Annotated in this window: 24 protein-coding genes; 14 read left to right on the forward strand and 10 right to left on the reverse strand. The window is 68.6% G+C overall.

Annotated elements, in window-relative coordinates:
- Nucleotides 1-22: 22 nt before the first annotated feature.
- The 5 genes from N8J89_RS03610 to N8J89_RS03630 all read right to left on the reverse strand — a co-directional run bounded on the left by N8J89_RS03610 (nucleotide 23) and on the right by N8J89_RS03630 (nucleotide 5,513).
- Entirely contained in the window at nucleotides 23-2,128 is a 2,106-nt protein-coding gene (locus N8J89_RS03610; protein WP_283662930.1) for an ATP-binding protein, read from the reverse strand.
- 71 nt (nucleotides 2,129-2,199) lie between these two features.
- Nucleotides 2,200-3,117: an endo-beta-N-acetylglucosaminidase H gene (locus N8J89_RS03615; RefSeq protein ID WP_283662931.1), complete on the reverse strand. Its 918-nt coding sequence runs from the start codon at nucleotides 3,115-3,117 to the stop codon at nucleotides 2,200-2,202.
- 55 nt (nucleotides 3,118-3,172) lie between these two features.
- The gene (locus N8J89_RS03620; protein ID WP_283662932.1) at nucleotides 3,173-3,823 is read right to left on the reverse strand and encodes an ABC transporter permease; all 651 of its coding nucleotides are present in this window, start codon (nucleotides 3,821-3,823) and stop codon (nucleotides 3,173-3,175) included.
- Nucleotides 3,820-4,464 carry a TetR/AcrR family transcriptional regulator gene (locus tag N8J89_RS03625; RefSeq protein WP_283662933.1) on the reverse strand — a complete coding sequence of 215 codons (645 nt, stop codon included), beginning with the start codon at nucleotides 4,462-4,464 and terminating at the stop codon, nucleotides 3,820-3,822. Before N8J89_RS03625 ends, N8J89_RS03620 begins: the two co-directional genes overlap by 4 nt.
- The gene (locus N8J89_RS03630; RefSeq protein ID WP_283662934.1) at nucleotides 4,461-5,513 is read right to left on the reverse strand and encodes a medium chain dehydrogenase/reductase family protein; all 1,053 of its coding nucleotides are present in this window, start codon (nucleotides 5,511-5,513) and stop codon (nucleotides 4,461-4,463) included. Before N8J89_RS03630 ends, N8J89_RS03625 begins: the two co-directional genes overlap by 4 nt.
- Nucleotides 5,514-5,620: 107 nt before the next feature.
- Between N8J89_RS03630 and N8J89_RS03635 the strand changes: the two genes are divergently transcribed.
- The 9 genes from N8J89_RS03635 (at nucleotide 5,621) to N8J89_RS03675 (ending at nucleotide 15,259) form a co-directional block, all read left to right on the forward strand.
- Nucleotides 5,621-6,262, forward strand: coding sequence for a TetR/AcrR family transcriptional regulator (locus N8J89_RS03635; protein WP_283662935.1), 642 nt, complete (start codon nucleotides 5,621-5,623; stop codon nucleotides 6,260-6,262).
- Nucleotides 6,263-6,721: 459 nt separating this feature from the next.
- Entirely contained in the window at nucleotides 6,722-7,207 is a 486-nt protein-coding gene (locus N8J89_RS03640; protein ID WP_283662936.1) for a hypothetical protein, read from the forward strand.
- Nucleotides 7,204-8,715 (forward strand): DNA sulfur modification protein DndB, encoded by a 1,512-nt coding sequence (locus N8J89_RS03645; RefSeq protein WP_283662937.1) that lies wholly within the window; start codon nucleotides 7,204-7,206, stop codon nucleotides 8,713-8,715. Before N8J89_RS03640 ends, N8J89_RS03645 begins: the two co-directional genes overlap by 4 nt.
- Before the next feature lie 308 nt (nucleotides 8,716-9,023).
- A complete protein-coding gene (locus N8J89_RS03650) occupies nucleotides 9,024-9,521 on the forward strand; it encodes an AbrB/MazE/SpoVT family DNA-binding domain-containing protein (protein ID WP_283662938.1) in 498 nt (165 codons plus the stop codon).
- Nucleotides 9,518-10,438: a hypothetical protein gene (locus N8J89_RS03655; RefSeq protein ID WP_283662939.1), complete on the forward strand. Its 921-nt coding sequence runs from the start codon at nucleotides 9,518-9,520 to the stop codon at nucleotides 10,436-10,438. Before N8J89_RS03650 ends, N8J89_RS03655 begins: the two co-directional genes overlap by 4 nt.
- Nucleotides 10,435-11,463, forward strand: a complete 1,029-nt coding sequence (locus tag N8J89_RS03660; protein ID WP_283662940.1) for a tyrosine-type recombinase/integrase — start codon at nucleotides 10,435-10,437, stop codon at nucleotides 11,461-11,463. Before N8J89_RS03655 ends, N8J89_RS03660 begins: the two co-directional genes overlap by 4 nt.
- Before the next feature lie 214 nt (nucleotides 11,464-11,677).
- Entirely contained in the window at nucleotides 11,678-12,604 is a 927-nt protein-coding gene (locus N8J89_RS03665; protein ID WP_283662941.1) for a hypothetical protein, read from the forward strand.
- Between the two features lie 187 nt (nucleotides 12,605-12,791).
- Nucleotides 12,792-14,543 (forward strand): Hsp70 family protein, encoded by a 1,752-nt coding sequence (locus tag N8J89_RS03670; protein WP_283662942.1) that lies wholly within the window; start codon nucleotides 12,792-12,794, stop codon nucleotides 14,541-14,543.
- Nucleotides 14,540-15,259: a hypothetical protein gene (locus tag N8J89_RS03675; protein ID WP_283662943.1), complete on the forward strand. Its 720-nt coding sequence runs from the start codon at nucleotides 14,540-14,542 to the stop codon at nucleotides 15,257-15,259. Before N8J89_RS03670 ends, N8J89_RS03675 begins: the two co-directional genes overlap by 4 nt.
- Nucleotides 15,260-15,369: 110 nt before the next feature.
- Here N8J89_RS03675 and N8J89_RS03680 read toward each other — a convergent pair whose 3' ends face one another.
- The 4 genes from N8J89_RS03680 to N8J89_RS03695 all read right to left on the reverse strand — a co-directional run bounded on the left by N8J89_RS03680 (nucleotide 15,370) and on the right by N8J89_RS03695 (nucleotide 18,779).
- Nucleotides 15,370-16,380, reverse strand: coding sequence for a tyrosine-type recombinase/integrase (locus N8J89_RS03680; RefSeq protein WP_283662944.1), 1,011 nt, complete (start codon nucleotides 16,378-16,380; stop codon nucleotides 15,370-15,372).
- Nucleotides 16,377-16,859 carry a hypothetical protein gene (locus N8J89_RS03685; RefSeq protein ID WP_283662945.1) on the reverse strand — a complete coding sequence of 161 codons (483 nt, stop codon included), beginning with the start codon at nucleotides 16,857-16,859 and terminating at the stop codon, nucleotides 16,377-16,379. Before N8J89_RS03685 ends, N8J89_RS03680 begins: the two co-directional genes overlap by 4 nt.
- A 124-nt stretch (nucleotides 16,860-16,983) precedes the next feature.
- Nucleotides 16,984-17,895, reverse strand: coding sequence for a TRM11 family SAM-dependent methyltransferase (locus N8J89_RS03690; RefSeq protein WP_283662946.1), 912 nt, complete (start codon nucleotides 17,893-17,895; stop codon nucleotides 16,984-16,986).
- Nucleotides 17,892-18,779, reverse strand: coding sequence for a hypothetical protein (locus N8J89_RS03695; protein WP_283662947.1), 888 nt, complete (start codon nucleotides 18,777-18,779; stop codon nucleotides 17,892-17,894). Before N8J89_RS03695 ends, N8J89_RS03690 begins: the two co-directional genes overlap by 4 nt.
- A 508-nt stretch (nucleotides 18,780-19,287) precedes the next feature.
- On the opposite strand from N8J89_RS03695, the gene N8J89_RS03700 reads away from it, so the two are divergent.
- Both N8J89_RS03700 and N8J89_RS03705 read left to right on the forward strand, forming a co-directional pair.
- A complete protein-coding gene (locus N8J89_RS03700; protein WP_283662948.1) occupies nucleotides 19,288-20,214 on the forward strand; it encodes a hypothetical protein in 927 nt (308 codons plus the stop codon).
- 197 nt (nucleotides 20,215-20,411) lie between these two features.
- Nucleotides 20,412-20,705, forward strand: coding sequence for a hypothetical protein (locus tag N8J89_RS03705; RefSeq protein ID WP_283666087.1), 294 nt, complete (start codon nucleotides 20,412-20,414; stop codon nucleotides 20,703-20,705).
- On the opposite strand, the gene N8J89_RS03710 is transcribed toward N8J89_RS03705, so the two are convergent.
- Nucleotides 20,683-20,949 carry a hypothetical protein gene (locus tag N8J89_RS03710; protein ID WP_283662949.1) on the reverse strand — a complete coding sequence of 89 codons (267 nt, stop codon included), beginning with the start codon at nucleotides 20,947-20,949 and terminating at the stop codon, nucleotides 20,683-20,685. The two genes, N8J89_RS03705 and N8J89_RS03710, sit on opposite strands and share 23 nt — an antisense overlap.
- Before the next feature lie 58 nt (nucleotides 20,950-21,007).
- Between N8J89_RS03710 and N8J89_RS03715 the strand changes: the two genes are divergently transcribed.
- From N8J89_RS03715 to N8J89_RS03725, 3 genes are read left to right on the forward strand one after another with little or no spacing between them, the layout of a single operon-like run.
- Entirely contained in the window at nucleotides 21,008-22,618 is a 1,611-nt protein-coding gene (locus N8J89_RS03715) for a TrbL/VirB6 family protein (protein ID WP_283662950.1), read from the forward strand.
- Nucleotides 22,615-23,703 (forward strand): PrgI family protein, encoded by a 1,089-nt coding sequence (locus N8J89_RS03720; RefSeq protein WP_283662951.1) that lies wholly within the window; start codon nucleotides 22,615-22,617, stop codon nucleotides 23,701-23,703. Before N8J89_RS03715 ends, N8J89_RS03720 begins: the two co-directional genes overlap by 4 nt.
- Nucleotides 23,700-25,556, forward strand: coding sequence for a VirB4 family type IV secretion system protein (locus N8J89_RS03725; RefSeq protein WP_283662952.1), 1,857 nt, complete (start codon nucleotides 23,700-23,702; stop codon nucleotides 25,554-25,556). The genes N8J89_RS03720 and N8J89_RS03725 overlap by 4 nt, the downstream gene beginning before the upstream one ends.
- The last annotated feature ends 38 nt before the right edge of the window (nucleotides 25,557-25,594 follow it).

Genomic DNA, 25,594 nt, shown 5'->3' on the forward strand with positions numbered 1-25,594 from the left:
GCGTCGCGGCTGCTCGCCCCGCTCAGTCCGAGGCGAGCAGCCGCCGCACCCGCTCAGCTTCCTGCCCGCGCCGCTGCTTCTGGAACAATTCCAGCGCTTGCACCCGCACCGCCTGCGCCTGCGCCGGATCCACCTCGGCCAGCGCGTCGCCCAGGCGGTCGAGCACATCCGCCTCGGTGGCGGCATCTGTCCGCTGGCGGCACAGCTCCAGCGCCTCCCGGTAGAGCCGGACCGCCTCGTCCAGGTCGCCGGTGCGGTGCGCCAGGTAGCCCAGGCTGAGCAGGCAGCGGGGGATGCCGCGCAGGTTGTCGTCCCGCTGGCAGCGGGCCAGCGCGTCGAGGCAGTGCGCCCGCGCGGTGTCCAGGTCCCCGAGCTGCGCGGTGTACCAGCCGACCTCGTTGAGCGCGTGCGCGCCGCTGACTGCCTGGAGTTCCTCGTACAGCGCCAGCGCAGCCTGCGAATGCGTCAGCGCCTGCTGGTAGTCCTTCAGCTGCGCCCAGGCCGAGGCCACCGCGCGGTGCGTGTGCGCCTGCCCGAGCCGGTCGTCGGCTGCCTCGGCGGCCGCCAGCCCCAGTTGCAGCTGTCGCAGCGCCTCATCGTGCTGCCCGAGCTGCGTGCAGGCCCGCCCCAGGTGCCGGTGCGCCTGGATGCGGGAGCGCCAGTCGGTCAGGTTCGCCGCCGCCGCGGTCCCGGCCTGCCACATGGTGTGGTTGTCGCGCAGGTAGCCCTGGCTCAGGTTGTACGAGGTCAGGGTCCAGGCCAGCTGCCACACGGCCGCGTGCCAGCCCAGCTCCACCGCCAGCTGCTGGGCCGCCATCAGGTTGGCGTGCTCGGCGGCGAACCACTCCTTGGCCTCGGCTGCGGTCTCCGGCAGCACGGGCGCGCAGCCCTCTCGCAGGGCGGGCAGCTCGATCGGCATGTGGTGCCGGTCGATCAGCACATCCGCGCCGTGCGCCATGTGGCAGTAGAAGTCGAGCAGCCGCCGCCGGGCCAGCTCCCAGTCCTGCTCGGGCAGGTGCTGCCGGGCCACCTCACCGGCGTACAACCGCACCAGGTCGTGCATCCGGTACCGCTCGTGCTCGCACTGCACCAGCGACACGTCCACCAACTCGTCGAGCAGCCGCTCGACCTCGGCCTCCGGCAACCCGGCCAGGCTGGCCGCGGCCGCGACGCTGATGTCCTGCCCCGGCGCCAGCCCCAGCAACGCGAACACCCTGGCTTCAGCGTCCGGCAACGCCTGGTAAGAGCAGGACAGCACGGTCTGCACGGAGTGCGACTTGCCGCCGTCCAGGGCAATCAGCCGCCGGCTCTCCTCCCGCAGCTTCTTCGCCATCCGGGCCAGCGACACTCTGCTGTGCAGCTGCGCGGCCACAATGCTCAACGCCAGCGGCAGCCCGGCACACCACCGCAGCAGCTCCGCAGTCGCCTCCGGCTCAGCTGCCAGTTGCGCCGCATCCAGCCGCCGGGCCAGCAGCGCCCGCGCCGCCTCGTCATCAAGAACGGTGACTTCCAGCGGGTGGAAGGGCGTGCTCACCTGCAAGCCAGCCAGCCGATCCCGGCTAGTGATCAACACGGTGCAGGTCGGATTCCCTGGCAGCAGGTCAACGACCTGTTCGCCGTCCCTGGCGTTGTCCAGCACGACGAGCATCCGCCGCCCGTGCAGCTCACTCCGGTACAACCCGATCAGGGCGTGCTCTTCCGCCGGAATCCGTTCCGGGGGAATGTTCAGGGCGTTCAGGAATCCGCGCACCGCCTCCTGCGGGGACATCGGCTCCTCGCGCGGATGGAAGCCCCGCAGGTTCACGAACAGCTGCCCGTCCGGGAACCGGTACGCGTTCTGGTGCGCCCAGTGCACCGCCAGCCAGGTCTTGCCAACGCCCCCGGCGCCGTTCAACGCCGAGATGGCCACCGTGGCGCCTTCAGCCGCCGCGCCGTCAAGCGCGCTGGTCAGCGCCGCCAGCTCCGCTTCCCGGCCGGTGAACGCGCTGGGTGCAGGCGGCAGTTGCTGCGGCCGCGGCCACTCCCGATCGGCCGCGAACCAGACCCCGCCGTGGATGACCCCGGCTTGCACCGACGGCCCGTGCACCGGCCCGTTGACGGTGTTGCGAACCTCGCGGGCGGCTGACATGGCGCACAGTTTGCCCGACTGGCAACCACTATCGAAGGAACTCGCCAGTGTTGTCGCCGCCCGCTCACCCGCTACTTCGTGTACACCGCGTCGCTCCCGTACAGCTCCCGGGTGAAGCTGGAGATGTAGGAGGCCGAGTCGGCCGCGCCCAGGTTGTACGTCAGGAACACCCCATACCCCTCGCTCACCGTGCGCCGGGCGAGGCTGGCCGCGGTGCCGGTGGCGGTGCGGCCGATCTCCACGGCCGCGGGGGAGAGGCGCTGCTTGGGCAGGGAGATGTTCGGCACGCCCCAGGTGCCGTAGTACGGGTTCCAGGCGTAGCTGAACTTCGGGTCGATGTTCACCCCGCCGTAGGAGAGCCGGGTGGCCGACGGGCCGATGTTGTACAGCGAGATGATCTTGTTGGGCAGGGTGTTCCGCAGCGCGGTGACCAGGTGCACGAACGAGCTGGCGTTGGGCTGGCCGGTGCCGTTCTCGCCGTACTTGGCGTACTCGTCGTCGAAGTCGATGCCGTCGAGCCCGTACCTGGTGACCGCGTCGGAGAGCTGCTTGGCGAAGGCCTCGGCCGCCGCCTTGGTGGGGAAGTTGGCGAAGCCCGCGCCCTGGTGGTTGCCGAGCACGGACAGCACCACCTTGATGCCCTTGGCCTGCAACGGGCGGATCTGGGTCGCCGCGTTGTCCAGCACCCGGCGCACGTTGTCGTTGAAGTGCAGGTACGCCGCCTTCTTCGCCGGGTCGTAGTTGATGTTGGCGGCGAAGGTGATGCCGATGTCGAAGACGTTCGCGCCGCCCTTGGCCAGCGTGTACTTGCCGACGTTGAGCATGCTGTGGTTGTTGACCTCGACGTAGGCCACGGAGACCGGCCCGTTCTTGGCCCGTGGCGCCGGGCTGCCCGCGGCGGCGGGGGTGGTCACGCCGACCGCGAGGGTGGCCGCGGCCAGTGCTGCGAGCGCGGCCGACCGCGCGGTGATCCGACCGAACTTGACCATCGTTGATCAAACTCCCGTCGTCTGAGCTGCTGGAATCGTGTGCTGGTCCAGACAACTATCGGCCGCGGGGGCGGACGGGTCCATCCGCCGAAGTGCGGGCGCCTGCCTGGACCGCGGCCAGGCGACGGTGCTCCAGCACGGCCGCGACCAGGAAGCCGCCGGTGCCTGCGACGGCCAGCGCCCAGAACAGGCCGGGCGCGCCGAGGAAGAGCGCGGCCGAGGAGATCAGGGTGAGGTAGCTGCCGAGCACGTAGTGCAGGACGTTGCGGCGCACCGCGCCCTCGCCCAGGTACAGCAGGCCGACCACAAATCCGGCCCCGGCCGGCCACAGCATCGAGTGCACGTTCGGCATGCCCGGCAGCGCGTGCAGCCCGTTGATGGTCAGCGCCAGCCCAGCCATGCCGATCACCCAGGCCGCGCCGATCAGCTTGCCGGAGAACGCTTCCGGCCCGCTCAGGCCCTTCTGGGCGCGCAACGCGGCGAGGGTGGCGAAGACCGTGCCCGCGGCGAGCCCGGCGATCAGCAGGACCGTCGGCAGCCATGCGGGCAGGGCGATCAGCGGGTTGTCGCCCTTGCTGAGCGCGGAGGCGCCGTGCCCGAACAGGTAGGCGAAGGCGAAACCGAGGTAGGCGGCGCGGCTGTCGACCTCGCCGGTACGGGCGGGGAGGCGGGGCGCCATCGGGGCGGCGAAGGTTGCGGTGGTCATGGCTGTGGCCTTCCGTTCCTGAGGTGGCACAAGGGGATGGTGATCCGCTGGGTGATGTCGGCAGGCCAGGGGAATGGCGTGCACACGGCGCGCTGGTGGGCGAGCCCGTGCAGGCCGAGCCACAGCGCGATCGCGTCGGCCGCCGGTTCAGTGCTGTCGCCGTGGCCCTCGATCACGCAGTCGCGCAGGAGCCCGCCGATGAGCTCCAGCGACGCCGCGCCCAGGGCGACCACCATGTCGATGGTGAGCCCGCCGCAGCCGAGCACGGGCTTCCACGCGCCGTCGAACATGAGGCGGTAGCGCTCCGGGTGGTCGCGGGCGAAGCCCAGGTAGGCCGCGCAGACCGAGAGCAGCCGGCGCCGGGAGCCCGCACCGGCCCGTTCGGCGGCGCACCGGAGGCGGTCGGCCAGCTCGGCGAAGGCTTGCCGCACCACGGCGACCATCAGGGCCGGCTGGTCGGGGAAGTGCGGGTAGATCGACGGTGCGGCGATGCCGGTGCGGCGGGCCACGGCGCGCAGGGTCACCGCCCGCTCGTCACCGCCGTCGTCGACCAGTTCGGTGGCCGCGGCCAGGATCTCCGCGCGCAGCAGCGCGCCCTCGCCCCGGCGGTTCCTGGTGTGCGGGCGGATGGAGCTGGTCACGGGTGCGGCTGCGCGACGATGACCACCTTGCCCAGCACCGTGCGCGACTCCGCCAGCGCCAGCGCCGCACCGGCCTCCGTCAGCGGGAACCGCCCGGCGATCTGCGCGGTGAGCACGCCGTCGGCCAGCAGTCGCAGCACCTGCGTGAGGTCCTCGGCCAGCCGGGCGCGGAAGTCGGCCAGGCGGCGCCTGCCCGCCCAGAAGTTGTAGAACGTCGCGTTCTTGCCGTTGGGCAACAGGTTCCACAACGCCAGCCGCCCGAACGACTTCAGCACCGGCAACCGCGAGTTCCCGTCCTCGTCCTTGGTGGCCGCGGTGCCGTAGGAGACAAGGGTGCCGCCCCGGCGCAACAACCGCCACGACTCCGCCAGCCCCGCCCCGCCCACGTGGTCGAACACCGCGTGCACGCCCTCCGGCGCGATCTCGCGGATCCGCTGGTACATGTCCGGATCGCGGTAGTCGACCGGGATCGCGCCCAGCTCCCGCACCGAGTCGTGGTGCTGAAGTGAGGCGGTCCCGATCACCCTGATCCCGGCATGCCGGGCCAGCTGCACCAGCGTGGACCCAACCCCGCCATTGGCGCCCAGCACCACGATCGTGCCGCCGGCGGGCACCTTGGCGGAGCGGTGCAGCATCTGCCACGCGGTGATCCCGTTGACCACCACCGTTTCCGCGGCGGCGGAATCCACCCCGTCCGGCACCGGCACCAGATCAGCAGCCTCCAGCACCAGCGAACTGGCCCACCCCCCGATCTTGGTCACCGCCGCAAACCGCCGCCCAACCAGCGCGTCGTCCACTCCCGGCCCAACCGCGGTGACCGTCCCGACCACGTCATACCCCGGCACGAACGGAAACGGCGGCTGGTCGTAGTACTTCCCCCGCCGCATCTGTTGCTCGGCGAACGAGACCCCGGTCGCGTCCATCCGCAACACAACCTGCCCCACGCCCGGCGCAGGCAGCTCCGAGGTACGCACCTGGAGCCCACTGGAGTCGACCTTGCCAGGCAGAACAACCTGGGTGACCTGGGTGGCGACAGTGCTGGTGATCATGGCGTGCTCTCCTCCGACGCTCGAACTTACACCCGTAAGGCTACGCACGTTATCTAGCTCAATGCAAGAGCTAACACCCGTAAGCCTTTCCTTGTAAGCTAACGCCCATGGAAGACGCCAAGGCCGCGCCCAAGCCCACCCGCGCCCGCAACCGCCGCGGCGAAGGCGCCCGCCTGCGAGAGGAGATCGTCACCGCCGCAGTCGCCCTGCTCGACGAAACCGGCGACGAAAGCGCCGTCACCCTGCGCGCGGTGGCCCGCCAGGCAGGCATCGCCGCCCCATCGATCTACCGCCACTTCCCCGACCAGCCGAGCATCATGCTGGCCGTAGTTCAACAGGCCTTCGCCGAACTCGAAGCCCGCCTCCGCACCGCCAGAGACGCCGCCCCCCAACACCCCCAAGCCCGCCTGACCACCGTCTGCACCGCCTACCTGGACTTCGCCCAACAACACCCCGGCCGCTACCGCACCATGTTCGGCGGCCTGTGGATGCCCGACCTGGCCAACAGCGCCCTGACCGAGTCCGACATGACCGACCTCGGCCAAGCGGCCATGCACCTACTCGCCGAGGCCCTGGCGGACTGCGTCACCACGGGCCTGTCCACCAGCACTGATCCGGCCGCGGACGCGGTCGCCCTGTGGCTGGGACTGCACGGCCTCGCGCACCAACGCGCGGTGACCGTGGTCTTCCCGGGGCCGGCGGACATCGCCGACCGCATGATCACCGCCCTCGCGCACCTGCGCGGTTAGCCCCTGAGTTGGAGGGATGTCGCGCCCAACGGCGCGGTTGGAATGTTCTGCAGAAGAGCGGACAGTCGACGAGACCATCTGTCCTGCAAGTGCAGCCAACGCTGGCGTACGAGGGACTAGCTGCACACCTATCCACTCCCTTCTTGTGTGTCCCCTCCTGCACGACCAGTGCGAACCTGAGCCAGCCTCCCCTGTCGCCGTGGGGGCGCTGGTGCAGACCGAATAGGTCTCAGGGCTGAACGCCTAGGTGTGTCGCCACACAGTTCGGCGCTCAACGCGGTTCGCATACCTCATGCCAAACGGACGGCAACGGCTAGCGGCGTCAGTCCGCGCGGCCGAGATGCGGATGGTCCGACATCGAGCTCGAAGCACCTATCTCCGAGATGTACTTGCTAGACTCGAAGATCGTTGCTACGATCTCGTTGTTGCAGTCGAACAACCTCGAGAGGTCCGGGTATCGTGAGAGATCGGCAGACCTGTGAGCGAGAGGGCCGGATCCGTGACTACTATGCTGCGACACTCGATCAGCACAGGCGCGGTGAGTTGCTCGTCGCTCGAGAGAATAGTTTCGACGGCACGGCAGTGCGGGCGGATATGCGAACGATTGATCGCCACAATGTCATTCGTCTGTGGGAGTTCAAGATTCGCGCCAGTTACGACGCTCTCGGTCAAATAATCGTTTATGTTTCGATGGCGCGTCGTGCGGAAGGCTACAATCGGCAGATCCGTGGTGTAATCGCTGCATTTGAATTTCAATCTGAGATAGTTGACGCTATTGAGAGGATGAACTTAGGTATCGAACTAGTCTCGCTGCCGCCGGTGCTTGCTTTCGCTGGCAATGTCCCCGACGGTATAGAAAAAATCACGATTCCTGAAATTCCCGACATGTCTGCATTTATTGGTTTTGATGCTGCCGACGACAGTCAAGCGGAGGATCAACTATGAGTACCCCGTTCATCGCCCAGAAGCAATTGATCAGCACCTCTGATATCCCTGAGGATCCGGCTTTCGGTGGACTGCGCATTGTCAGGATCGGTTCGGATGAAGAGGCGCGCGCCAACATTGAGAACCGCCGATACCGTTTCCAGCACGAACTCGAAAAGCGGCACGTCATGCGCGGCATGCTGTGCCTGAAGGGGGCTGAGCCTCACTACCGTATATGCGTCTCGCTCCATCCGAGCTTGGGTCAATTTACCGATATCGTGCGGTACAATCCTTCTGACCCTCCGCGCGCGGTTGACTACGAGGCCATAGGAATGAGGGCAGCACACGAGAAGACCCAAAGCGATTTCAAAGGTGCCAAGGCTACTAACCGGGCCGACTTCAAGCGCTACATCCTCGAGGCTATTCACGGTGAGCGAGTTGCTTACCTGCCGACCGTCACGGGGTGGCAGTCTGTCGAGGAGTTTGAGGAAGACCCCCAGCCAATCTTCGTTGTCTTCGATGAAGTGAACTCGGCGGTCCTTTACGGAGAGTTTTACCTGCCTAAAAGGCCAGTTATGCAGGCAGACGGGCAGACCCAGACGGCCGCACTGTTCGAGGCGGCCCAGAGTGGTGTCGCGCTGAAGAGTGGTGCTCTCAATACATTTTTTGTGACCCTCGAGATTGAGCTCAAAGTAGATGTTGATGCGGCCGCTCAAAGCTTCGCGGACCGAAATGGACGCGGTACCAAGAAGAACGCTAATTTGGTGGCTACTTACGACACCTCGTCCGCGCTCTCTCGGCTGCGTAATAGTGCCATCAAGGGGACGATCTTTGAAGGCCGTGTCGCGGACGGACGCAGCACTGGTGCGACGCTGACCGCCGTCCAGAATATCGTAGATGCTTCTACGCTTGAGCAAATGCTTCTGAACGTGATCTCACACGGAAACCGTAAACGCGAGCACTTGAAACATCACCATATCCCGTTCGTTCTGCCGTACTGCCGCGAATTCCTCCAGATGCTGGAGCACCAGTTTGGTGCAGCTTGGAGTGATACCACTCAGCCTGACACCTATCGGCGGCTGTATGTCCACGGTTGGGCCTTTGCTCTCAAGGCGCTTGCGCTGGCCTACAACCAGGCGCGCCGTGAAAAGCTCGGCCCGATCATGGAGGTGATGTTGCAAGAAAAGACAACCGATCATGATACGGTCGATGACCTTGAAAAAAGATTTTCCGACGCCCTAGTCAAACTCGAATCAGAGGCGCTAACTCCGAAAGTTTCGCTTGAGCAGCTCAAGCAGCGTCTGGCTGAGATTGATTGGAGGCGGGACCGTAGACACTGGATCCAGATCACTGGTTTCTTGCAGGACAAGAACGGCACAAAAAAGACAGTTAAGCTCAAGACAACCGGTGAGCAGGTAGTCGCTGCGGCCGCGTCAAATACGCCGGCCCATATCAGCCAGGTCGAAAACAAGATTCTTTCAGAAAACTGGCGAGACCTCACCAAGCATGAATCCGAACCAATCGAATGATCCTCTGCGTTTAATTGGTCAACTGCTCGCCTGGGAGCATCGGACTAAGCGTCGTTTGGAGAGGCGTAAAGACTGCAGGAAGCCGCAATAAAGAAACTGTTCTCGCGATTGACCTGCAAGTTCGCTATTCACACGGCCCGTGCGGTTGATGTCACACCATCAAGCCTATGGGCCGTGTGAATAGTGCTGGTGTCCGAGGGGGGACTCGATCCCCTTTCCGTCGCATCCCTGCTACATCTGACGTATGCGTGCTTGAGCGCGCTTGAACCCTCCGACCCGACGCCTCCGCGCAGGTCAGGCTGCCGCCCGTGGCGGTGGTCGTCGTGACCGGCACGGTGATCGCGCCTCTTGTCCCTCCGAGCACCCCGTCCCGGCCCAGCACCCGCGCCGGCAGTTCGACCTCCTGCCTGGCACCGGGCAGCGGCACTCTGCCGTTGGCGAACGGTCCGATCGCGCGCACTACCTGCGCGGTGTACGGGCTCTCCGCGCTGGACCACCACGGACGGATCACCGATCTCGTCGTCCTGCGAGCACTCGGTTGGGCACCAGCAACACGACTGCGCGTACGGCACCTCGGCGATGTGCTGATCATCGAACCCAACGCCGAGGGCACCTTCAGCGTGACCGCTCAAAACCACCTCCGGTTGCCAGCCGCCGCGCGCCACCGCCACGGGCTGGCCACCGGCAACCGGGTCTTGCTGGTCGCCGATCAGGCAGGCGGGCATCTGCTCGTGTGCCCGCCCGCGGTGCTGGACGACTTGTTCGCCGACCTGTTCGCTGCCGCTCTTGGCGGTGATCACCGATGAACACCGAAGACCAGCTCCTCCGCGATGCCCACGAGGCCAGCCGGATCCGAGCACACCAGACCCACCCGGACGTGATCGCGCTCCAGGTCGAACGTATCCGACGGCAGGTCGACCGGCTCATGTGGACCGGCATCGTGCTCGGGCTGGCCTTCACCATGGCCAACGTCGCGCACTTCGCCGCCCACGGCGCCCCACGGTTCTCCCTGCCCTGGTTCACCGCCTGGCTGTTGGACCCCATGGTCAGCCTGGTGCTGATCGCGATCCTACGCGCCGAGCAGGTCACCGCCCAGTACCAACTCCGGACCGGGCCGTGGGTGCGCCGGGCGAAGTGGGCGATGCTGGCCGCGACCTACGCCATGAACACCTGGTCGGCCTGGGCCAGCGGGGACGGCAAGGCGGTGCTGCTGCACTCGGTGCCTCCGCTGGTGATCTTCCTGGCAGCCGAGGCGATCACCGACTTGCGGGACAAGCTCACGACCGCGGTCACCCGCGCCTGCAGCACCCCCGCCTCCCAGCCGAACACCCCGTTCACCGCCGCCGAGTCCAGGTCGGTGAACGCCAACACCGCCGTGGCCGCGAACTCCACGGGGACCGTTCATGAACAGCCCGCTGTCGGCGTTCATGAACGCCGCGCAGGTGTGAACCGCAACGCCGACAAGGCCACTGGCCGTGGCGGCCGCCGGGTGAGCTTCGCGGAGTACCTGGCTCGCGCGCAGCAGACGCGCACCGCCGACACCGTGGTCACCCCGGCCTGGGTGCGGCATGTGACCGGTTGCTCGCGCGGCCTGTCCTCGCAGCTGGCTGCGGCCATGAACGCCGACACCGGGCCGTCGGTGAACGTCGCCACCGTGTTCACGGGCGACGAGCCGGCCAGCACGCCCGTGAACGGCGCCTCTCACCTGGTGGTGACGCCATGACCACGGTCGTACCTGGCACGCCGAGTGCCGTCGAGCTGGAGGCCGCGCGGCTGCTGCTGGAACGCCTGGGCGTCACACCGGAGGACCTACTCGCCGTGCCGCAGCAGCGGCCGCCGGTGCCGACCTTCGCCGAGTACATCCCGGAAGTGGTGGAGGCGGTCAGCAAGGGCACCCGCCGCGTGTACGGAAGCTACTGGAACCGCATCCGCGCCAACTGGGGCGATCGCCATCTCGATGAACCCACTGCCTCGGAGGTGAAGCAGCTCGCTGAGCACGTCCAGGCCACTGCCAAGGTCCGGCGCAACGGCCGTGGTGGTCGTGGAGCCGCCGAGCACTTCATCGCCGCCCTGCGCTGCCTGTACAAGCACGCCGAGAACGACCAGCTGATCACCGAGGCCCACAACCCGGCGCGCAAGGTCGACAAACCCCGCCGCCTGCCCTCTACCCGGTGCGCGATCCCCAGCAACGGCCTGGCCGAGATCAACCACGTCGTCGCCACCACCGGCAACGACCCGGAGCTGGACACCCTGATCCTGAGGCTGCACACCGAAACAGCCTGCCGCCGCGGCGGTGCGCTCGCGTTGCGCCCCAAGGATCTCGACCCCAAACAGTGCCTGATCCTGTTGCGGGAGAAAGGAGGCACGGCCCGATGGCAGCCGGTCTCCCCAACCCTCATGCGCGGCCTGCTCCGCCACGCGAAGGAACGCGGCGCCGGAGCTGACGATCAGCTTCTCCGCTACCGCGACGGCAGACCCATCACCACCCGCCGCTACGACCACCTCTGGAGCCGGATCGGCAAACATCTGCAGTGGGTCGCGGCCCAGCAGCTGTCCACGCATTGGTTGCGCCACACCACCTTGACCTGGGTCGAGCGCAACTTCGGCTACGGCATCGCCCGCGCCTTCGCCGGCCACAACGACCAGAGCGGCGACCCGGGCACCACCACGACCTATATCCGGGCCAACCTCCAGGAGATCGCCAAGGCGCTCGCCGCGCTTACCGGAGAACCCCACCCGCTGGCGTGAGCATCGGCTGAGGCCTGGCGGCTGGCACGGCCAGCCGAGAGCGTCAGTAGCTGACGAGAGGCCCACCTGATTTCCACCAGGTGGGCCTCTCTCCGGCTATGCTGGGGGGTGGACTGGCTCGGCGGTCGCGCCGCGGGGCTACCGAACTCACTCGTCACGCCCAAGCCCCGCGCCACAGGGGCTGTTCGGCGACCGCACAGTTCGGGAGATTCCGTTGACCAGCTACAGCATTCTGCCCACCGGGCCCCGCTACACCGTTTTGGCCACCTGGCCCGGCGAACCGGCCGACACCAGCACCAAGGTCACCACCCTCAACGACAGCAAGTTGGCCGAGCAGCTGGCGCCGACGCTGACACAGCTGTCGGAGGACGCGTGGGATGCCGCGGCCTGGCTGGACACCTCGCCGTCCCTGGAGACGGCGATCTCCCAGGTGATCGAACAGCTGCGCAGCCCAGCGGAGTCGATGAGTCCGATAGACCTGACCGCCGAACCCGCTGCTCGGCATGGCGATCAGTGGAGCTTCTTCGACGCCAAGGACCTGCTGGCCCATGAGCTGCCCGAGATCATGAACGCGATGACCCGGCCCCAGCGCCTGACCATCGCCGACGAGCTCGCCACCGACGCGGCCGCCCGAGCCGAGGCGCTCCAGCTTCTCCCCACCGGGCTTGATCCCGACGATCCGGCATCACGCATCTGGCAGATGTGCGAGGTGACCCGCTCCGAACGCAACGGCCAGACCGGCCCGCTGCCCGAAGGTGCCGCGGGCTGGCTCGTGCGCAGCTGGGGACCGTACCTGGTGTCCCCGGCCATGCGGTGGGGCGCGCGTGACCGACTGGTGCGGATCGAGCAGCTCGCGGCCGCTTGCCTGGCCCACGGAGGAGTGGGAGATGTTGAAGATGACCCGCTGCAGGCTCGTCTTGTGATGCCGCGCCCTCCGGGCAACATTGATGCCGAGGCCTACTACGTGACGGTGCACGAGGGCCGATTCAACTCGTGGGACACCGACCCGTTCCACCCGATGACCGTCAGCCGCAAAGCTTCTGGGGAGACGCAGATCCTCGGCAAACTCGATGCCACCGACGACGACGGCTTTGCCGAGCTACTCGGAGAGTGGACGCGGATGGTCCCGTTCAATCGATGATCAGCAGGGGCAGCCGGCTGCGGCGCGTTGAAGGCATAGGATAACGCGGTGTAGTTGCTCAAGATCATCACACCTGGTCAAGCTAACTTGCTGACACCATCGAATTACATCGCCAACGCAAAGTGGAAGTGCACCTCGGCGTCGGACTAGACGTATCGCATCCCCTCCCCATCTCAGGACGGATGCTGTGAGTCACCCTGAAACGCACTTAGTCAACGCTTCCCTCGACTTCGGAACCCATGCCACCGGCTACGGCTGGTGCGAGCACGGCGTCGACGATCCGGCGTTGCGGAAGATCCGCACGTTCGACCAGTGGCCGAACCAACCGGTTCCGTCGGTCAAGACGTTGACCGCACTTCTGCTCGACCGTGACGGCGATGTGATCGCGTGGGGCCACGACGCGCTGCGCAGGTGGAACGAGCACCGGGCCGACCGCCGCGACAAGGGCTGGCGCTACCACCACGGTTTCAAAATGCATCTAGCCAAGGATGCGCCCAGATTGCGCACGTCCTGGGCCGCGTATGACGAATCGGAGGAACCGGTCGAGAACTTGATCACCAAGTTCTTGCGATGCATGCTCCGACACGTGCTGGCTGATCTTGCCGCCAGCGGATACCAGGAGTCAGATATCCGTTGGTGCATCACGGTTCCGGCCATCTGGAACGACCATCAGAAGGTCGTGATGCGCAAGTGCGCCGAGCGTGCGGGATTCCCTACGGAGGACGGCCGCCTGATCCTGGCTTACGAGCCCGAGGCCGCCGCACAGCACGCTCGGGTCAGCAACATCATGATCACCGACAGCCTCGGAGGAGCTAGGGACGTTCTCACTGCACCCGGCCGTCGCGTCGTTGTCGCGGACTGCGGTGGTGGCACCGCTGACATGACCTCGTTTCAGGTGGAGCCGGATGGCAGCCTGGTCGAGGTCGGCCGGGTTTCGGGTGACGCCCGCGGGTCGCACTACGTGAACGAAGCGTTGCTGAAGAACGTGCTTGTGCCACGGCTGGGTGGTGAGAAGTTGTACAAGAAGCTGGTCGAGCAGTGTCCGGAAGGAGTTGAGGATCTGCTCGCGGCCTGGGAGCGGGCCAAGCTGAACGTCGTGGTGGACCAGGCGCGTCCCGTCTACCTACCCATCCCGTTCGGGCTGGCGAAGAAGATGCCGCCTCGCGTTAAACGCGCCTTGGCCGAGGCACAAGATGGCAACGACACCAACATCGTCGTCACGGTGGAGGAAATCAAGGCTGCCTTCGAGACGGTCGTCCATCGGATCTGCGAACTCGTCTCCGAGCAGGTCGACATGGTGGAGGCCGATGCAGGCGAGGGTGGCGGTCCAGTCGTTGTCCTACTCGTCGGCGGATTCGCTGCATCCGAGTACCTTCGGAGACGACTGATCGATCACATCAAGGATCTGGCGATCGTCGTCGTACCTCCCGATCCTCAGGTGGCAGTGCTCTCCGGCGCCGTGCACTTCGCTTGCCGGCCGGACATCCGGGCGCGCCGGGCACGCCGAACCTATGGGATCGCCATGCGGTGTGATTTTGAGGAGGGCATCGACGACGAGGCCAGGCGGTGCCCGCCCGAACCTGGAGAGGACCACGCGGACAAATGTGTCGATCGATTCGTGGCTCTCGTCGAGAAGGGAACACTCGTACCCACCGACGCGGAAGTCTGGCAGGACGGATATCCGATCAAGGGTGATCAGACAGAGGTGGCGGTCGAATTCTACGGTGCCGACGACGGCTTGCCGCGCAACGTGGATGACCCGAACTGTAAATATCTAGGTAAGGTGCTGATCAAACTTGGGAAAGCGATGCGGTTGAGCATGAAAGGGCGAGCCATCCGCGTGCTCATGAAGTTTGGCGAGACAGAGATCAAGGTCCGGGTCGTCGTCCTGGCGACCGGAGTCGAACTCCCTTACACGCTAGAGTTGGCCGCTTCGTGACTTGGGCTGGCGTGCCGAAAGGTGAGCCGACAGCCGTGTTCTCAGGCCAGGATTCGGGCGTCACCCCCGTGTGTGTACGGTGCCGTGGCGAGGGTCTGTCCAATCTGCTGGCTGAACTATTGGAGCTGAAGGCGGAGAATGTCCGCCTTGCCAAAAATCTCGAAGACACCTTGAAAGTAAACCGGCGGCTTCGTGATCGGCTGTCGCTCAGCGCATCGCGTCACGCTCAAGCGGGAGACAGGGGTGCTACGTTGAAAAGCTCGACGCACTCTGTGCTCGCGGATCGCTACCAAGACCTCATTGCTCAAGACGTCTACCATCTCCTTCTTGAACATCTAGGCGTTTCTGTTGTGCGCGACGCTCCGATACGCCTGGCGCGGGAAATAAGCACGATGTGTCGCTATCTCTTCATCGACGGAAGTCGGGAGGCGGGTCTGATGTGTGGCAAAATGGGAATGGATCCCGCTCGCTTCCTGGTCCCGATGAGGGATATTGCCGAAAAGGTCACAGAACTCCGTGCTCAAGCGCACGGCGTCGAATGGAGTTTTGAAGCCGTATCCGGACGCCTGCTGAGTCCTGACATCCAGCAGCCGTGGGGGCAATGCGATCCACGGGTCGAAGTGGAGTTCGTGGTCATGCCTGGATATCGGGCAGACGGCCGGGTTTACGCGAAACAGCAGGTATTTACAAAACAGCGATATTGGCAGTCCTTGTAGAATTGGCTAATGTGGCGATGGTGGCTGATTTCTTGTTGCTACACACCACGATCACCTGCTGTCGGGACACCCATGGCAAACGTGGAGAGCTTGCGCGTCAGCAGCCGGTCCTACCCAGGCGGCTGGGCGAGGGGGTGGGGTTCTCCGGTGAGGGCGGCCAGCGCGGTGGCGACTTCGTGGAGTTCGGCTTGGATGTAGGTCGTGGTGGTGCCGGCGTCGCTCTTGCCGAAGTGGCCGGCGAAGGCGCGGGCGATGCCGTAGCCGAAGTTGCGTTCCACGTACGTGAGCGTGGTGTGGCGGATCCAGTGGGTGGTGACCTGCTGGGTGGCGACCCAGGGCAGGTGCTTGCCCATGCGAAGCCAGAAGTGGTCGTAGCGGCGGGTGGTGATCGGCTTGCCGTTGCGGTAGCGGAGAAGCTGGCCATCCGGATCGGCGCCGCGCTGCTGACCGTGGGCGACCAAGGTGTCCATCATGGTCGGGGACACCGGTTGCCAGCGGACGGTCAATCCCTTCTCCCGTAAGCGGATCAGGCACTGCTGCGGGTCGAGGTCCTTCGGACGTAGAGCCAGGGCGCCCCCGCGGCGGCAGGCGGTTTCGGTGTGCAGGCGCAGCACGGTCAGGTCCAGCTCGGGGTCGTTGCCGGTGGAGCCGGCAGTCTTGTTGATCTCGGCGAGCCGGTCCGCGGGCAGCGCGCGGCGGGTGCTGGCCAGCCGCCGGGGCTTGGCCACGCGCATGGCGGGGTTGTCCCACTCGCGGATGAGGCCGTCATTCACGGCGTGCCGGTACAGGCAGCGGGCCGCAGAGACCAGGTGCTCGGCCGCACTGCGCCCGCCGCGGGAGTTCTTGCGCACCACCGCCTCATGTCTGGTGTGCTCGGCGAGCTGCTTGAGCTCCAGCGCGGTCAGCTGATCCAGCGGCCGCTCGCCCCAGGCCTCGGCGATCCGCCGCCAGTACGGTCCGTAGGCCTCGCGGGTGCTGGGGGAGACGGCGTTGGCGACGCGGGCCAAGTAGTCGCGGATGAGCGGCATCGGGGTGTCCGTGGTGGGCGCGGCCAGCAGTTGTTCCGGGCTGACGCCGAGCCGGGCCAGGAGCAGTCGGGCCGCTTCGATCTCCGCGCTCACCGCTGGGCCACCGGCGGTGGGCCGCCGTGGTTGGCGGCCAGGATCGAGCTGACCGCGGCCGGGGTGTAGGCCACGAGCAGGCCGTGTCCGGTCAGCGCCACGACGAGCAGGCGGTCACCGGTGGCCAGTCCGCACTGGTGCCGCACGGAGGCGGGCAACCGCAGGTGGCCTTGGCGGGTCAGGGTGTGCGCGCCGCGGCGGCCGGTCACGACAATCACCGCCGCGTCGGTCACCGAGATCGAGATTGAGCGCCCGGGTTCCCAGCCGAGTGCGCGCAGCGGCGATCGGTCGGCCAGCCGCCCGCGCTGGTCGATGGGCGTGACGAGGTAGAGCAGCGCGCCGACGCGGGTGCGGGTATTGACCGGCGCCACGGGCAATCCGCTGCGCAGTGGCCGCCTGGCCGAGGACGGCGAGTTCACCGCCGCGGCCAGCACCCTGGGCAAGTCGGCCTGGCTGTCGCGGCGCAGCTCCGAGGTCATGGCCCACCCGCCGGGCCGGGCCAACAGGCGACGTGGCAGCCGCGCCTGCCTACACCTGCGGGCAGGTTGCACGGGGCAGCAGCCCGTACGCGGGGCACGGCTGCGCGCCAGCCGGGGTGGGCGCTCACGCAGCCCACCCCGCGGTCCGGTCCAACCACGCGGTGCGCCTGCGCTGAGTCAACGCGGCACCGAACACCGGTAGGCCCGCCGGGACGGCGACCTTGAGGAGGTTGTCCGGCACCTCCGGCACGGTGAAGATCACTACGTCTCGGTGGGCGGTCAGCGCGATCGGTGTCCCGGCCGCCTGAGCTCGGTGGGCGGCGTCGCGTTCGGCTAACCCGGCGCCGGTGTACACCTGCTGGCCGCGGACCCGGGCGGTCAGGGCGACACCGCGGCCGATCGGCCGGAGCCCGGCCGCCTGCCCGAGACGCAGCACCGAGGAGGTCAAGTCGAGCAGCCTGCCCGCGGATCGGGTGGGCTTGATGACCACCACGGCGTACCCGCCTGGCCGAAGAAGGAGCAACGACCACGCCAGCGCACCGGCGAGCATCCGGAAGGCGTTATCCGAAGCGGACTCGCCTGGCGGGTCTCCGGCTGGTGTGCCCGGGTGGCATCCGCGGAGGCTGGTCAGCATCAGGTCGACCTGGCCCGCCAGGCTCGCCGCCTCCGCCACCTCCAGCAGGTCGAGGTCACCCAGCAACACGGTGCCGGGGCGTGGGGCGCCGTTGCGGCGTGCCGTGCCGATGTTGAGGCGGGCCACGCGCCGCCAGCGCGGGTCAGTAGTCAATCCGATCGCTCGCCGGCTGGCGTAGAGGGCTTCGGTCACCACGGTGCCCGCGCCGCAGGCGGGGTCCAAGACGAGATCGCCAGGACGGGTGAAGGTGGCGATGGCGTGTGCGGCGATCTTGGGCGGCACCTGGTCGCGGTCGAACTGGGTGGCCGGGTTGTAGCCGCCGCGCCGGTGTTGCGTGGCGATCGAGTGCTGGCCGGTCCACCACACCGGCGAGATCCCCGGCCCCGAGGAGGGCGCTGTCATCGGAGGTCTCCCGGTCGCGCCGTAGTGGTGGCCGAGGTCGGAGCGGTGCTGAAGATCAGCAGATCGGCGAAGGAGGACGCCCCATCAGCGGCATCCTCGGCAGGATCGCCACCGGGGTTCCTGGCGCTCGTGCGGAGCAGCGCGAGGTGATCGAGATAGTCGAGGCCGGACTCCGCAGTGGCGCGGACCACCGCCCGAGTCGGATCGTGGAACCCCCCGGAGATGTGGTCACTGTGGGTGATAACGGCGAGGACGCCGCCCTCGGCAAGGCGGCTTGCCCAGCGCCGCAGTCCACGGTGATCCCCGGCAGCCGGGGAGACGGCGGTGATGATCAGCTCGAACACATCCGGCCGCGGCAGGACTCCCGCGGTCGCAGGCCGGGCCGACGCGCCGTCGTGCTGACCGTGGGCGTCGGCCCCAGCGACCGGGACGGCGGGCCAGCTTCCGGCCAACCCCGCACTCGATTCACCGTCAGGCGGATGGGATGTGAGGCCGGGTTCGTCGTGTGTCCGGACGGTCCGGCCGAGCCGGAAGACGGCCCAGCAGGCATCCAGCAGGTGGTCGTACTCCTGGCCCGTGGGCACCACGGGGAGGCCGATCGGACCGGTGCTCGCCGGTGGTCTGCCGGTGCGCGGCGGCGCGAGCAGAAGCACCCGGTGGCCGGGGCGGGTGTAGGTGGTGACGATCTTGACGACCATGGTCAGCAACCAGTCGCCTGGACCGGTGCCCGGGGTGGAGTTGGGGGCAGGCCACACCGTGGCGAGGCGCGCGGTCGACGAGTCGGGCGCGCGCCGAAACAGGGGGCGCCGGAGTTGTTCTTGGTGGCGGAGTTCGCCGAGTTGACCAGGCGACGTGCCGACGCCGATGGCATCGATGGAGGACAAGCCGGGACTGCGGTGTGAATCCATGAAGGGCTCCACGGGAGGTAGGGCGTACTGCTGGATGCCCCTTAACTCCGATTCTGCTCCCGCTATTGGACACCAAGCCGCGCATTCCTTCCATGGGAGTCGGCAGGCCGCAATGACGCCTTCGGTGTAGTTCGGCTGGCAGCGGTTCCCGGTGGCGACTGAGTCCGTCGAAAAGCTCTCTGGAAGATCTTTTCGATGAGGTGGAGACACGTCTTGCCGGTAGGCGAAGCCGCGTTCTCCTCGGCTACTAGTCCGACCCTAGTTCATCGACATAGTCCCAGCTGAGACGCTACTAGCAGCCGCTGTCGATCTCGCGGACGAGTACGAATCCGCTAGGGCAGGCGAGCCCAAGAATGTCCCAAATCTAGTAGTGAAATAGTATCTTCAGAAAGATCAACATAGTAGCGGCCAAGTATTTAGCTAGTAGTTCCCGTGTCGTACTGGCGTCCTCGTCAACCGCCTTCGACGCCGTGGGAGCTACGTCATGGCACACCAGTTCAACACTCGCCGACCCAGCGGCGACCCCTATCCGGACAATGCGCTCGACGTCGCGCGTGGGGCTTTCCGCTGGCTGGTCACCGGACCTCGTCCGGTCTCGATCAACGGCCGGTTGTTTCCCGGTCTCCCGGATCGCCGGCTGCCCCTGGATGAGCTGCGGGACCGGCTGCTGGAGCGTCGTTGCCGACCGGCCACCCGGGATGCGGTCTGGGCGCACCTGGTCCTGCGCGCCCGGACCGAGGGCGCGACCTGGACGGTGGCCGCGGTCGGGGTCGCGCTGCCCGCGTTGACCTCGGTCACCGCCCAGCTGACCGACCGCTTCGCCGCCGACCCGGCCGACATCGCCGCCGAGGTGCTGCGCGGGTTCCTTGCCGCGCTGACCACGATCGATCTCCGGCGACCGAAGATCATGCTGCGGCTGCGGTGGGCGGCCTTCCGGGCCGGACACGCCGCGCTCGCCGAGGCTCTCGCCGCCCCGACCCCGGTGCCCTCGGGGTTCTTCTCCCAGGCGCCGCACCCTCCGTGGGGACACCCCGACCTGGTCCTGGCGCGGGCGGTAGAGGAAGGGGTGCTGACCCGCACCGAGGCCGCGGTGATCGGGTCGACCCGGCTGGAGGAGATGCCGATTGCCGACTGGGCGGCCCAGCACCGGATCAAGCTGTGGGCGGCCTACAAGATGCGCCAGCGCGCCGAACACCGCCTGCGCGCCCACCTCTGCGAGGACGGCGCAGCCGCCCCGGTCCCCGCCCGCACACCGCGGCCCAAGCAGTCGCCCTCGGTAACCGGCACGGCGCGGCGGTCCGGTCGCAAAGTCCGAGGCGGGATGTCCAAGACCGGCCCGGATTGCGGAGTTCAGGAGTGCGAGACCACTCGGCCCGCACCGGACCGCTCGGAGGTGCCCCCATGTGCCTGACCCCGCCACGCGCCACTCGGCGCTCGCGCCCGGCGGCCCGGCCGTGTCCGCGCACCGGCGCCTCCAGCACCACCGCAACCGCGGCCCACGACCCCGCCCCTCTCCGCAGTCATCGGAGCAATGAGTACCGCGGGGGTCGAATCCGCGCCCTGGGCCGTGGGCTTTGTCGCGGCCTTCTGTTGCTGGCCTTGACCACCGTGACGGTGCTGGGTGCGGGCTCGGCGGTGCAGGCCGCACCGGCTGAGGTGCTGGCTCTGGCCAAGTCGCTGGATGAGGTGCTGAGCAACCTCCAGCTGTGGCTGCTGGGCATCTTCGCCGGGCTGGCCACGCTGTTCCTGATCGTCGGCGGCGGCCGCTGCATCGTCTCCGGGGGAGACCCCGGCGAGTACGCCAAGGGCAAGCTGGCGATGAAGTGCGCGGGCCTGGGCTACGTGGTGGCCCTGGTCGCACCGCTGGTCGTGGAAGTCCTCAAGAAGATCGTCGGGGCCTGACCGTGGGCACCGGCAGGAGCAGCGGGACCGGCGCCGCGCCTCTGCGGTGCGGGCTCCGGGCCTGGGCTGGGTGGCTGCTGGCGGGAAGCCTGGGCCTGATCATGGCCGCCGCGATCGCGGTCACCGCCGCGGCCCAGCCCACCCCGCCGTCCCCAGCGCCGTCGATACCGTCCACCGCGCCCAGCACGGCGCCGCCGAGCGGGTCCAGCACCGCATCGGCGCCGTGCACGGGGCCCAACTGCATCCCCCAGCCCACCACCCCGGCGCGACCGCCCGGCCAGCCCGGCGGCGGATCCGGCGGAATGGGCAAGCTGGTGTGCAGCCTGTGGGACTCCGAGACCTGGTCGACCTGCCTGGACACGTTGCTGACCGACCTGTTCCGGGACATGGCCATCGGCGCGCTCAACCCCCTGCTGGAGCTGCTGGGCAGCACCCTGCTGGCCACCCCGACCCCGGCGTCGCTGCCGCGGATCGGCGAGCTGTGGCAGGCCTCCTGGGAGATCGTGCTGGCCTGCTACGGCCTGATCGTCATCTTCGCCGGGCTGCAGCTGATGGCCTACCAGAGCGTGCAGACCCGCGCCTCGGCGCAGGAGATCCTGCCGCGGCTGTTCACCGGGTTCCTGGCCAGCGCGCTGTCGCTGTTCGTGGCGGTCAAGGCGATCGATCTGGCCAACGCCCTGTCCGCGGCGGTGATGGGGGAGGGGGTCAACCCCGCCCAGGCCGCCGACGCGCTCAAGCAGCTGCTGCTGGGCCCGTCGATCGTGATGAGCATCGTCAACGCCCTGCTGCTGGTCGCAGTAGCTATCGGCGTGGTCGTGCTGGTGCTGACCTACCTCGTGCGGGTTGCCCTGACGGTGATCCTCATCGCGGCGGCGCCGTTGCTGCTGATGGGCCACGCCCTGTCGATCTCCGAGGGGATCGCCCGCTGGTGGTGGAAGGCCTTCGGCGGCTGCCTGGCCGTACAGCTGGCCCAGTCGATGACCCTGATCACCGCACTGCGGGTGGTGCTGGCCCCGGGATTCACCCCCTTCGGCCCCAGCACCGGCGGGCTGATCAACCTGCTGGTCGCGCTCGCCCTGCTCTACATCCTGTGCAAGATCCCGTTCTGGATCCTCGGGCCGCTGCGCCTGAGCCAAGGCCGCTCCCTGGTTGGCGGGGTGCTGCGCGCCTACGTCATGGGCAAGGCCTTCGGCCTGCTCGGCAACCGCCGTTCCCGCCCCGCCCCCTCCGCTCGTCCACATCCGGCCCCTGCCGGGCCGCGGGCGCGAAGCGGGAGCGAGCCGCCGTGGCCGATGGCCATCCGCGAATGGGGCGGCCTGGCCGGCATCGGCGGCCCCGAGGCCATCGCGCGGCGCCTGCGCGAACACCACGCCGCCGAACTGGCCCGCAAGCAGCCGCCCAGCCGGGTCACCGCCGTGCGGTTCCAGCAGCACACCCCGCAGAGACCCACCCACGACCTGGCACCGCGCCACGCCTCGGAGGCCCCCGCCATGACCGAGTTCCGCACCCCCACGCCCGACCCGCCCACCGCGGCGGTCCCGATCTCGCGCCGACCCGGCACCGTCCCACACCCGGCGTTCCGCACCGCGGCAGCACCGATCCCCGCGCCCGTGCGGGTGCCGGTCGCCGCGGTGCCCGCCCATCTGCGGTTCCAGGCCGCCACCGCCGAGCCGACCATCCCGCCTCGCGTGGCTGGATCCGCGCCCGCGAGCCCGGTGTTCCAGGCGCCGGTGGGGGAGCCGGTGGGACGCCGTGCCCGCTCGCACACCCCCGCCCCGCCCCAGTTCCGCCCGCCCACTCCGCCCGCCCCGGCGCCGCCGGTCTCGCCGGAGCGCGGCGCTGCCGCCGCCCCGCCGGTGCTGTTCCAACCCCCGCGACCCCAGCGGCCGACTCGACCTGGAGGCTCGTCGTGAACGCGCCCATCCGCATCCCCGCCGATGTCGACCGCCCGGACCGCATCCTCGGCCCGCTCACCGGCCGTCAACTGGTCATCCTGGCCAGCGTCGGCGCCGTGCTCTACGCCGCCTACCTGGCCACCCGGTCCTTCCTGCCCCTGGGCGTCTTCGCCCTGGCCGCGATGCCGATCGCCGCGGCCGCCGTCGTGCTCGCCCTGGGCCAGCGCGACGGGATCAGCCTGGACCGACTCGCCGCGGCCGCGCTGCGCCAGGCACTGCGCCCCCGGCATCGGGTCACCGCCCCCGAAGGCATCCCCGAGGCGCCGCCATGGCTTGCCCAGCACGCCACCACCACCGGCGATGCCCACCGGGTCTCCCCGGTGCCGCTGGAGCTCCCGGCCCAGGCTGTCACCCACGCCGGGGTGGTCGACCTCGGCGTGGACGGGCTGGCCGTGCTGGCGGTGTGCTCCACGGTCAACTTCGGGCTGCGCACCGCCGCCGAGCAACAGGCCCTCGTCGCCGTCTACGCCCGCCTGCTCAACAGCCTCACCGCGCCGGTGCAGATCCTGGTGCGCACCCAGCGCCTGGACCTGTCCACCCCGATCGCCGAACTCCGCGCCGCCGCCCCCACCCTGCCGCACCCGGCCCTGGAACAGGCCGCCTGCGAGCACGCCGACTACCTCACCCAGCTCGCCCGCACCACCGACCTGCTGCGCCGCCAAGTCCTGCTCGTCATCCGCGAACCCCTCCACACCCCCGGCACAGCGCCCGCGGGCATCGCGCTGCTGGCGCCCTTTCGCCGGAGCAAGGCGGCCGAGCCAGGGGAGGGGGCGCTCCGAGCGGCGGAGACCCGGCTGGCCCAGCGAGTGCAGGAGGCCATGGCGCTGCTGGCCCCGGCCGGCATCACCGTCACGCCGCTGGAACCCGGCGCGGCCACCAGCGTGCTGGCCGCGGCCTGCAACCCCGACTCGCTCATCCCGCCCGGCACGGTCATGGCCGCCGCCGACGAGGTGATCACCACCACGGGCAGGGACAGCTGGAACCCGGCCGCGTTCGGCACCCCGCCCACCGTCGACCACGAGCCCCACGGAGGCCGGTCATGAAGCCTGCCCACGCCGAGGGCTCCGGGGTGTTCACCCCGGATGCGATCACCATCGGCGCCCGGCACCTGGAGGTCGGCGGCGAGCAGGTGGCCTCCTTCGCCGTCACCGGCTACCCGCGCGAGGTCCACCCCGGCTGGCTCCAGCCGCTGCTGACCTACCCCGGCCGCCTGGACGTCTCCCTGCACGTCGAACCCATCGACCCGGTCACCGCCGCCAGCCGACTGAAAAAGCGGATCACCCAGCTTGGCTCCACCCCGGCAGCCCAGCAGGACCGCCAGGCCGCCATCGCCCTCGGCGACGCCGAAGACCTCGCCGACCGGGTGGCCCGCAGCCAGGACAAGCTGTTCCGCTTCGGCCTCTACCTCACCGTGCACGCCCACACCCCGCACGAGCTGGCCACCGAGGTCGCCGCCGTGCGGGCGCTGGCCGCCTCGCTGCTACTGGATGCCAAACCCGCCAGCTACCGCAGCCTGCAAGGCTGGGTCACCACCCTGCCCCTCGGCTTGGATCAGCTGCAGCTGCGGCGCACCTTCGACACCACCGCCCTGGCCGCCGGCTTCCCCTTCACCAGCCCCGACCTGCCCGCACCCAACCCGGCCTCGGCCGGAGTGCCCACCGGCGTGCTCTACGGGTTCAACCTCGGCTCCCAGGGCCTGGTCCACCACGACCGCTTCGCCTGCGACAACCACAACTCCGTTATCCTGGGCTGCTCCGGCGCCGGGAAGTCCTACCTGGTCAAGCTCGAAGCGCTGCGCTCGCTCTACCGCGGCGTCCAGGTCCTCATCGTCGACCCCGAAGACGAATACGCCCGCCTGGCCGCCGCCATCGGCGGCACCCACCTCCGCCTGGGCGCGGAGGGCATCCACCTCAACCCCCTGGACCTGCCGGTGCACACCCGCCCGGACGGGCGCCGCACCGCCCCGCGGGATGCCCTGGTGCGGCAGTCGCTGTTCCTGCACACCGTGGTGGCCCTACTGCTCGGCACCGAGCTCGACGCCACCGAACGCCTTTGCCTGGACCGCGCCATCGCCGCCACCTACGCCACGGCCGGGATCACCGCCGACCCCCGCACCTGGCTGCGCCCGGCACCGCTGCTGACTGATCTGGCCGCCACGCTGGGCCGCTCCCGGGAGGCCGCCGCGGCGGGGCTGGCCGGACGGTTGCAGCCCTACACCACCGGCGCGTACTCCGGCCTGTTCGCCGGGCCCACCACGCTGCGCCCCGAAGGCCACCTGGTGGTGCTCTCGCTGCGGGAGCTGGCCGAGGAACTCAAACCCCTGGGCACCCTCCTGGCCCTGGATGCGGTGTGGCGGCAGGTCTCCAACACCGCGATCCGCCGACCCCGGCTGGTCGTGGTCGACGAAGCCTGGCTGCTGATGCGCCAACCCGCCGGGGCGGAGTTCCTCTTCCGCATGGCCAAAGCCGGCCGCAAGCACTGGGCTGGGCTCACCGTGGCCACCCAGGACGCCGCCGACGTCCTGGGCTCGGAGATCGGCAAGGCCGTCATCGCCAACGCCGCCACCCAGATCCTGCTCCGCCAGGCCCCCCAAGCGATCGAGGAGATCGGCCACGCCTTCACCCTCTCCGCCGGGGAACGCCAGTTCCTGCTTTCGGCCGCCCAGGGCCAGGGCCTGCTGGCCACCGGCACCCACCGGGTCGCCTTCCAAGCCCTGGCCTCCCCGGCCGAGCACACCCTGATCACCACCAACCCGGCCGAGCTCGCCGAGCACACCACCGGCAACCCGCTGGCCGACGAGAACGCCTTCGTCGACCTCGGCGACACCGACCCGCCAGACCTGGCGGGTGAACCCGGCGTCGAGGACACCGCGCTGGTCGAACTCGACGCCGCCTAACCCTCGGACCTGCCTGCCCAGCACCCGATTGCACCTAG

The organism is Crossiella sp. CA-258035, assembly GCF_030064675.1.
Taxonomy (GTDB): Bacteria; Actinomycetota; Actinomycetes; order Mycobacteriales; family Pseudonocardiaceae; genus Crossiella.

Excerpts from the sequence above, each read along its gene's own strand:
- N8J89_RS03715 (WP_283662950.1), top strand. The coding sequence starts at position 21,008 with ATGGGCAAGCTGGTGTGCAGCCTGTGGGACTCCGAGACCTGGTCGACC.
- N8J89_RS03610 (WP_283662930.1), bottom strand. The coding sequence starts at position 2,128 with ATGTCAGCCGCCCGCGAGGTTCGCAACACCGTCAACGGGCCGGTGCAC.
- N8J89_RS03710 (WP_283662949.1), bottom strand. The coding sequence starts at position 20,949 with ATGCAGTTGGGCCCCGTGCACGGCGCCGATGCGGTGCTGGACCCGCTC.
- N8J89_RS03655 (WP_283662939.1), top strand. The coding sequence starts at position 9,518 with ATGAACACCGAAGACCAGCTCCTCCGCGATGCCCACGAGGCCAGCCGG.
- N8J89_RS03630 (WP_283662934.1), bottom strand. The coding sequence starts at position 5,513 with ATGATCACCAGCACTGTCGCCACCCAGGTCACCCAGGTTGTTCTGCCT.
- N8J89_RS03620 (WP_283662932.1), bottom strand. The coding sequence starts at position 3,823 with ATGACCACCGCAACCTTCGCCGCCCCGATGGCGCCCCGCCTCCCCGCC.
- N8J89_RS03660 (WP_283662940.1), top strand. The coding sequence starts at position 10,435 with ATGACCACGGTCGTACCTGGCACGCCGAGTGCCGTCGAGCTGGAGGCC.
- N8J89_RS03615 (WP_283662931.1), bottom strand. The coding sequence starts at position 3,117 with ATGGTCAAGTTCGGTCGGATCACCGCGCGGTCGGCCGCGCTCGCAGCA.
- N8J89_RS03685 (WP_283662945.1), bottom strand. The coding sequence starts at position 16,859 with ATGACCTCGGAGCTGCGCCGCGACAGCCAGGCCGACTTGCCCAGGGTG.
- N8J89_RS03645 (WP_283662937.1), top strand. The coding sequence starts at position 7,204 with ATGAGTACCCCGTTCATCGCCCAGAAGCAATTGATCAGCACCTCTGAT.
- N8J89_RS03635 (WP_283662935.1), top strand. The coding sequence starts at position 5,621 with ATGGAAGACGCCAAGGCCGCGCCCAAGCCCACCCGCGCCCGCAACCGC.
- N8J89_RS03700 (WP_283662948.1), top strand. The coding sequence starts at position 19,288 with ATGGCACACCAGTTCAACACTCGCCGACCCAGCGGCGACCCCTATCCG.
- N8J89_RS03690 (WP_283662946.1), bottom strand. The coding sequence starts at position 17,895 with ATGACAGCGCCCTCCTCGGGGCCGGGGATCTCGCCGGTGTGGTGGACC.
- N8J89_RS03725 (WP_283662952.1), top strand. The coding sequence starts at position 23,700 with ATGAAGCCTGCCCACGCCGAGGGCTCCGGGGTGTTCACCCCGGATGCG.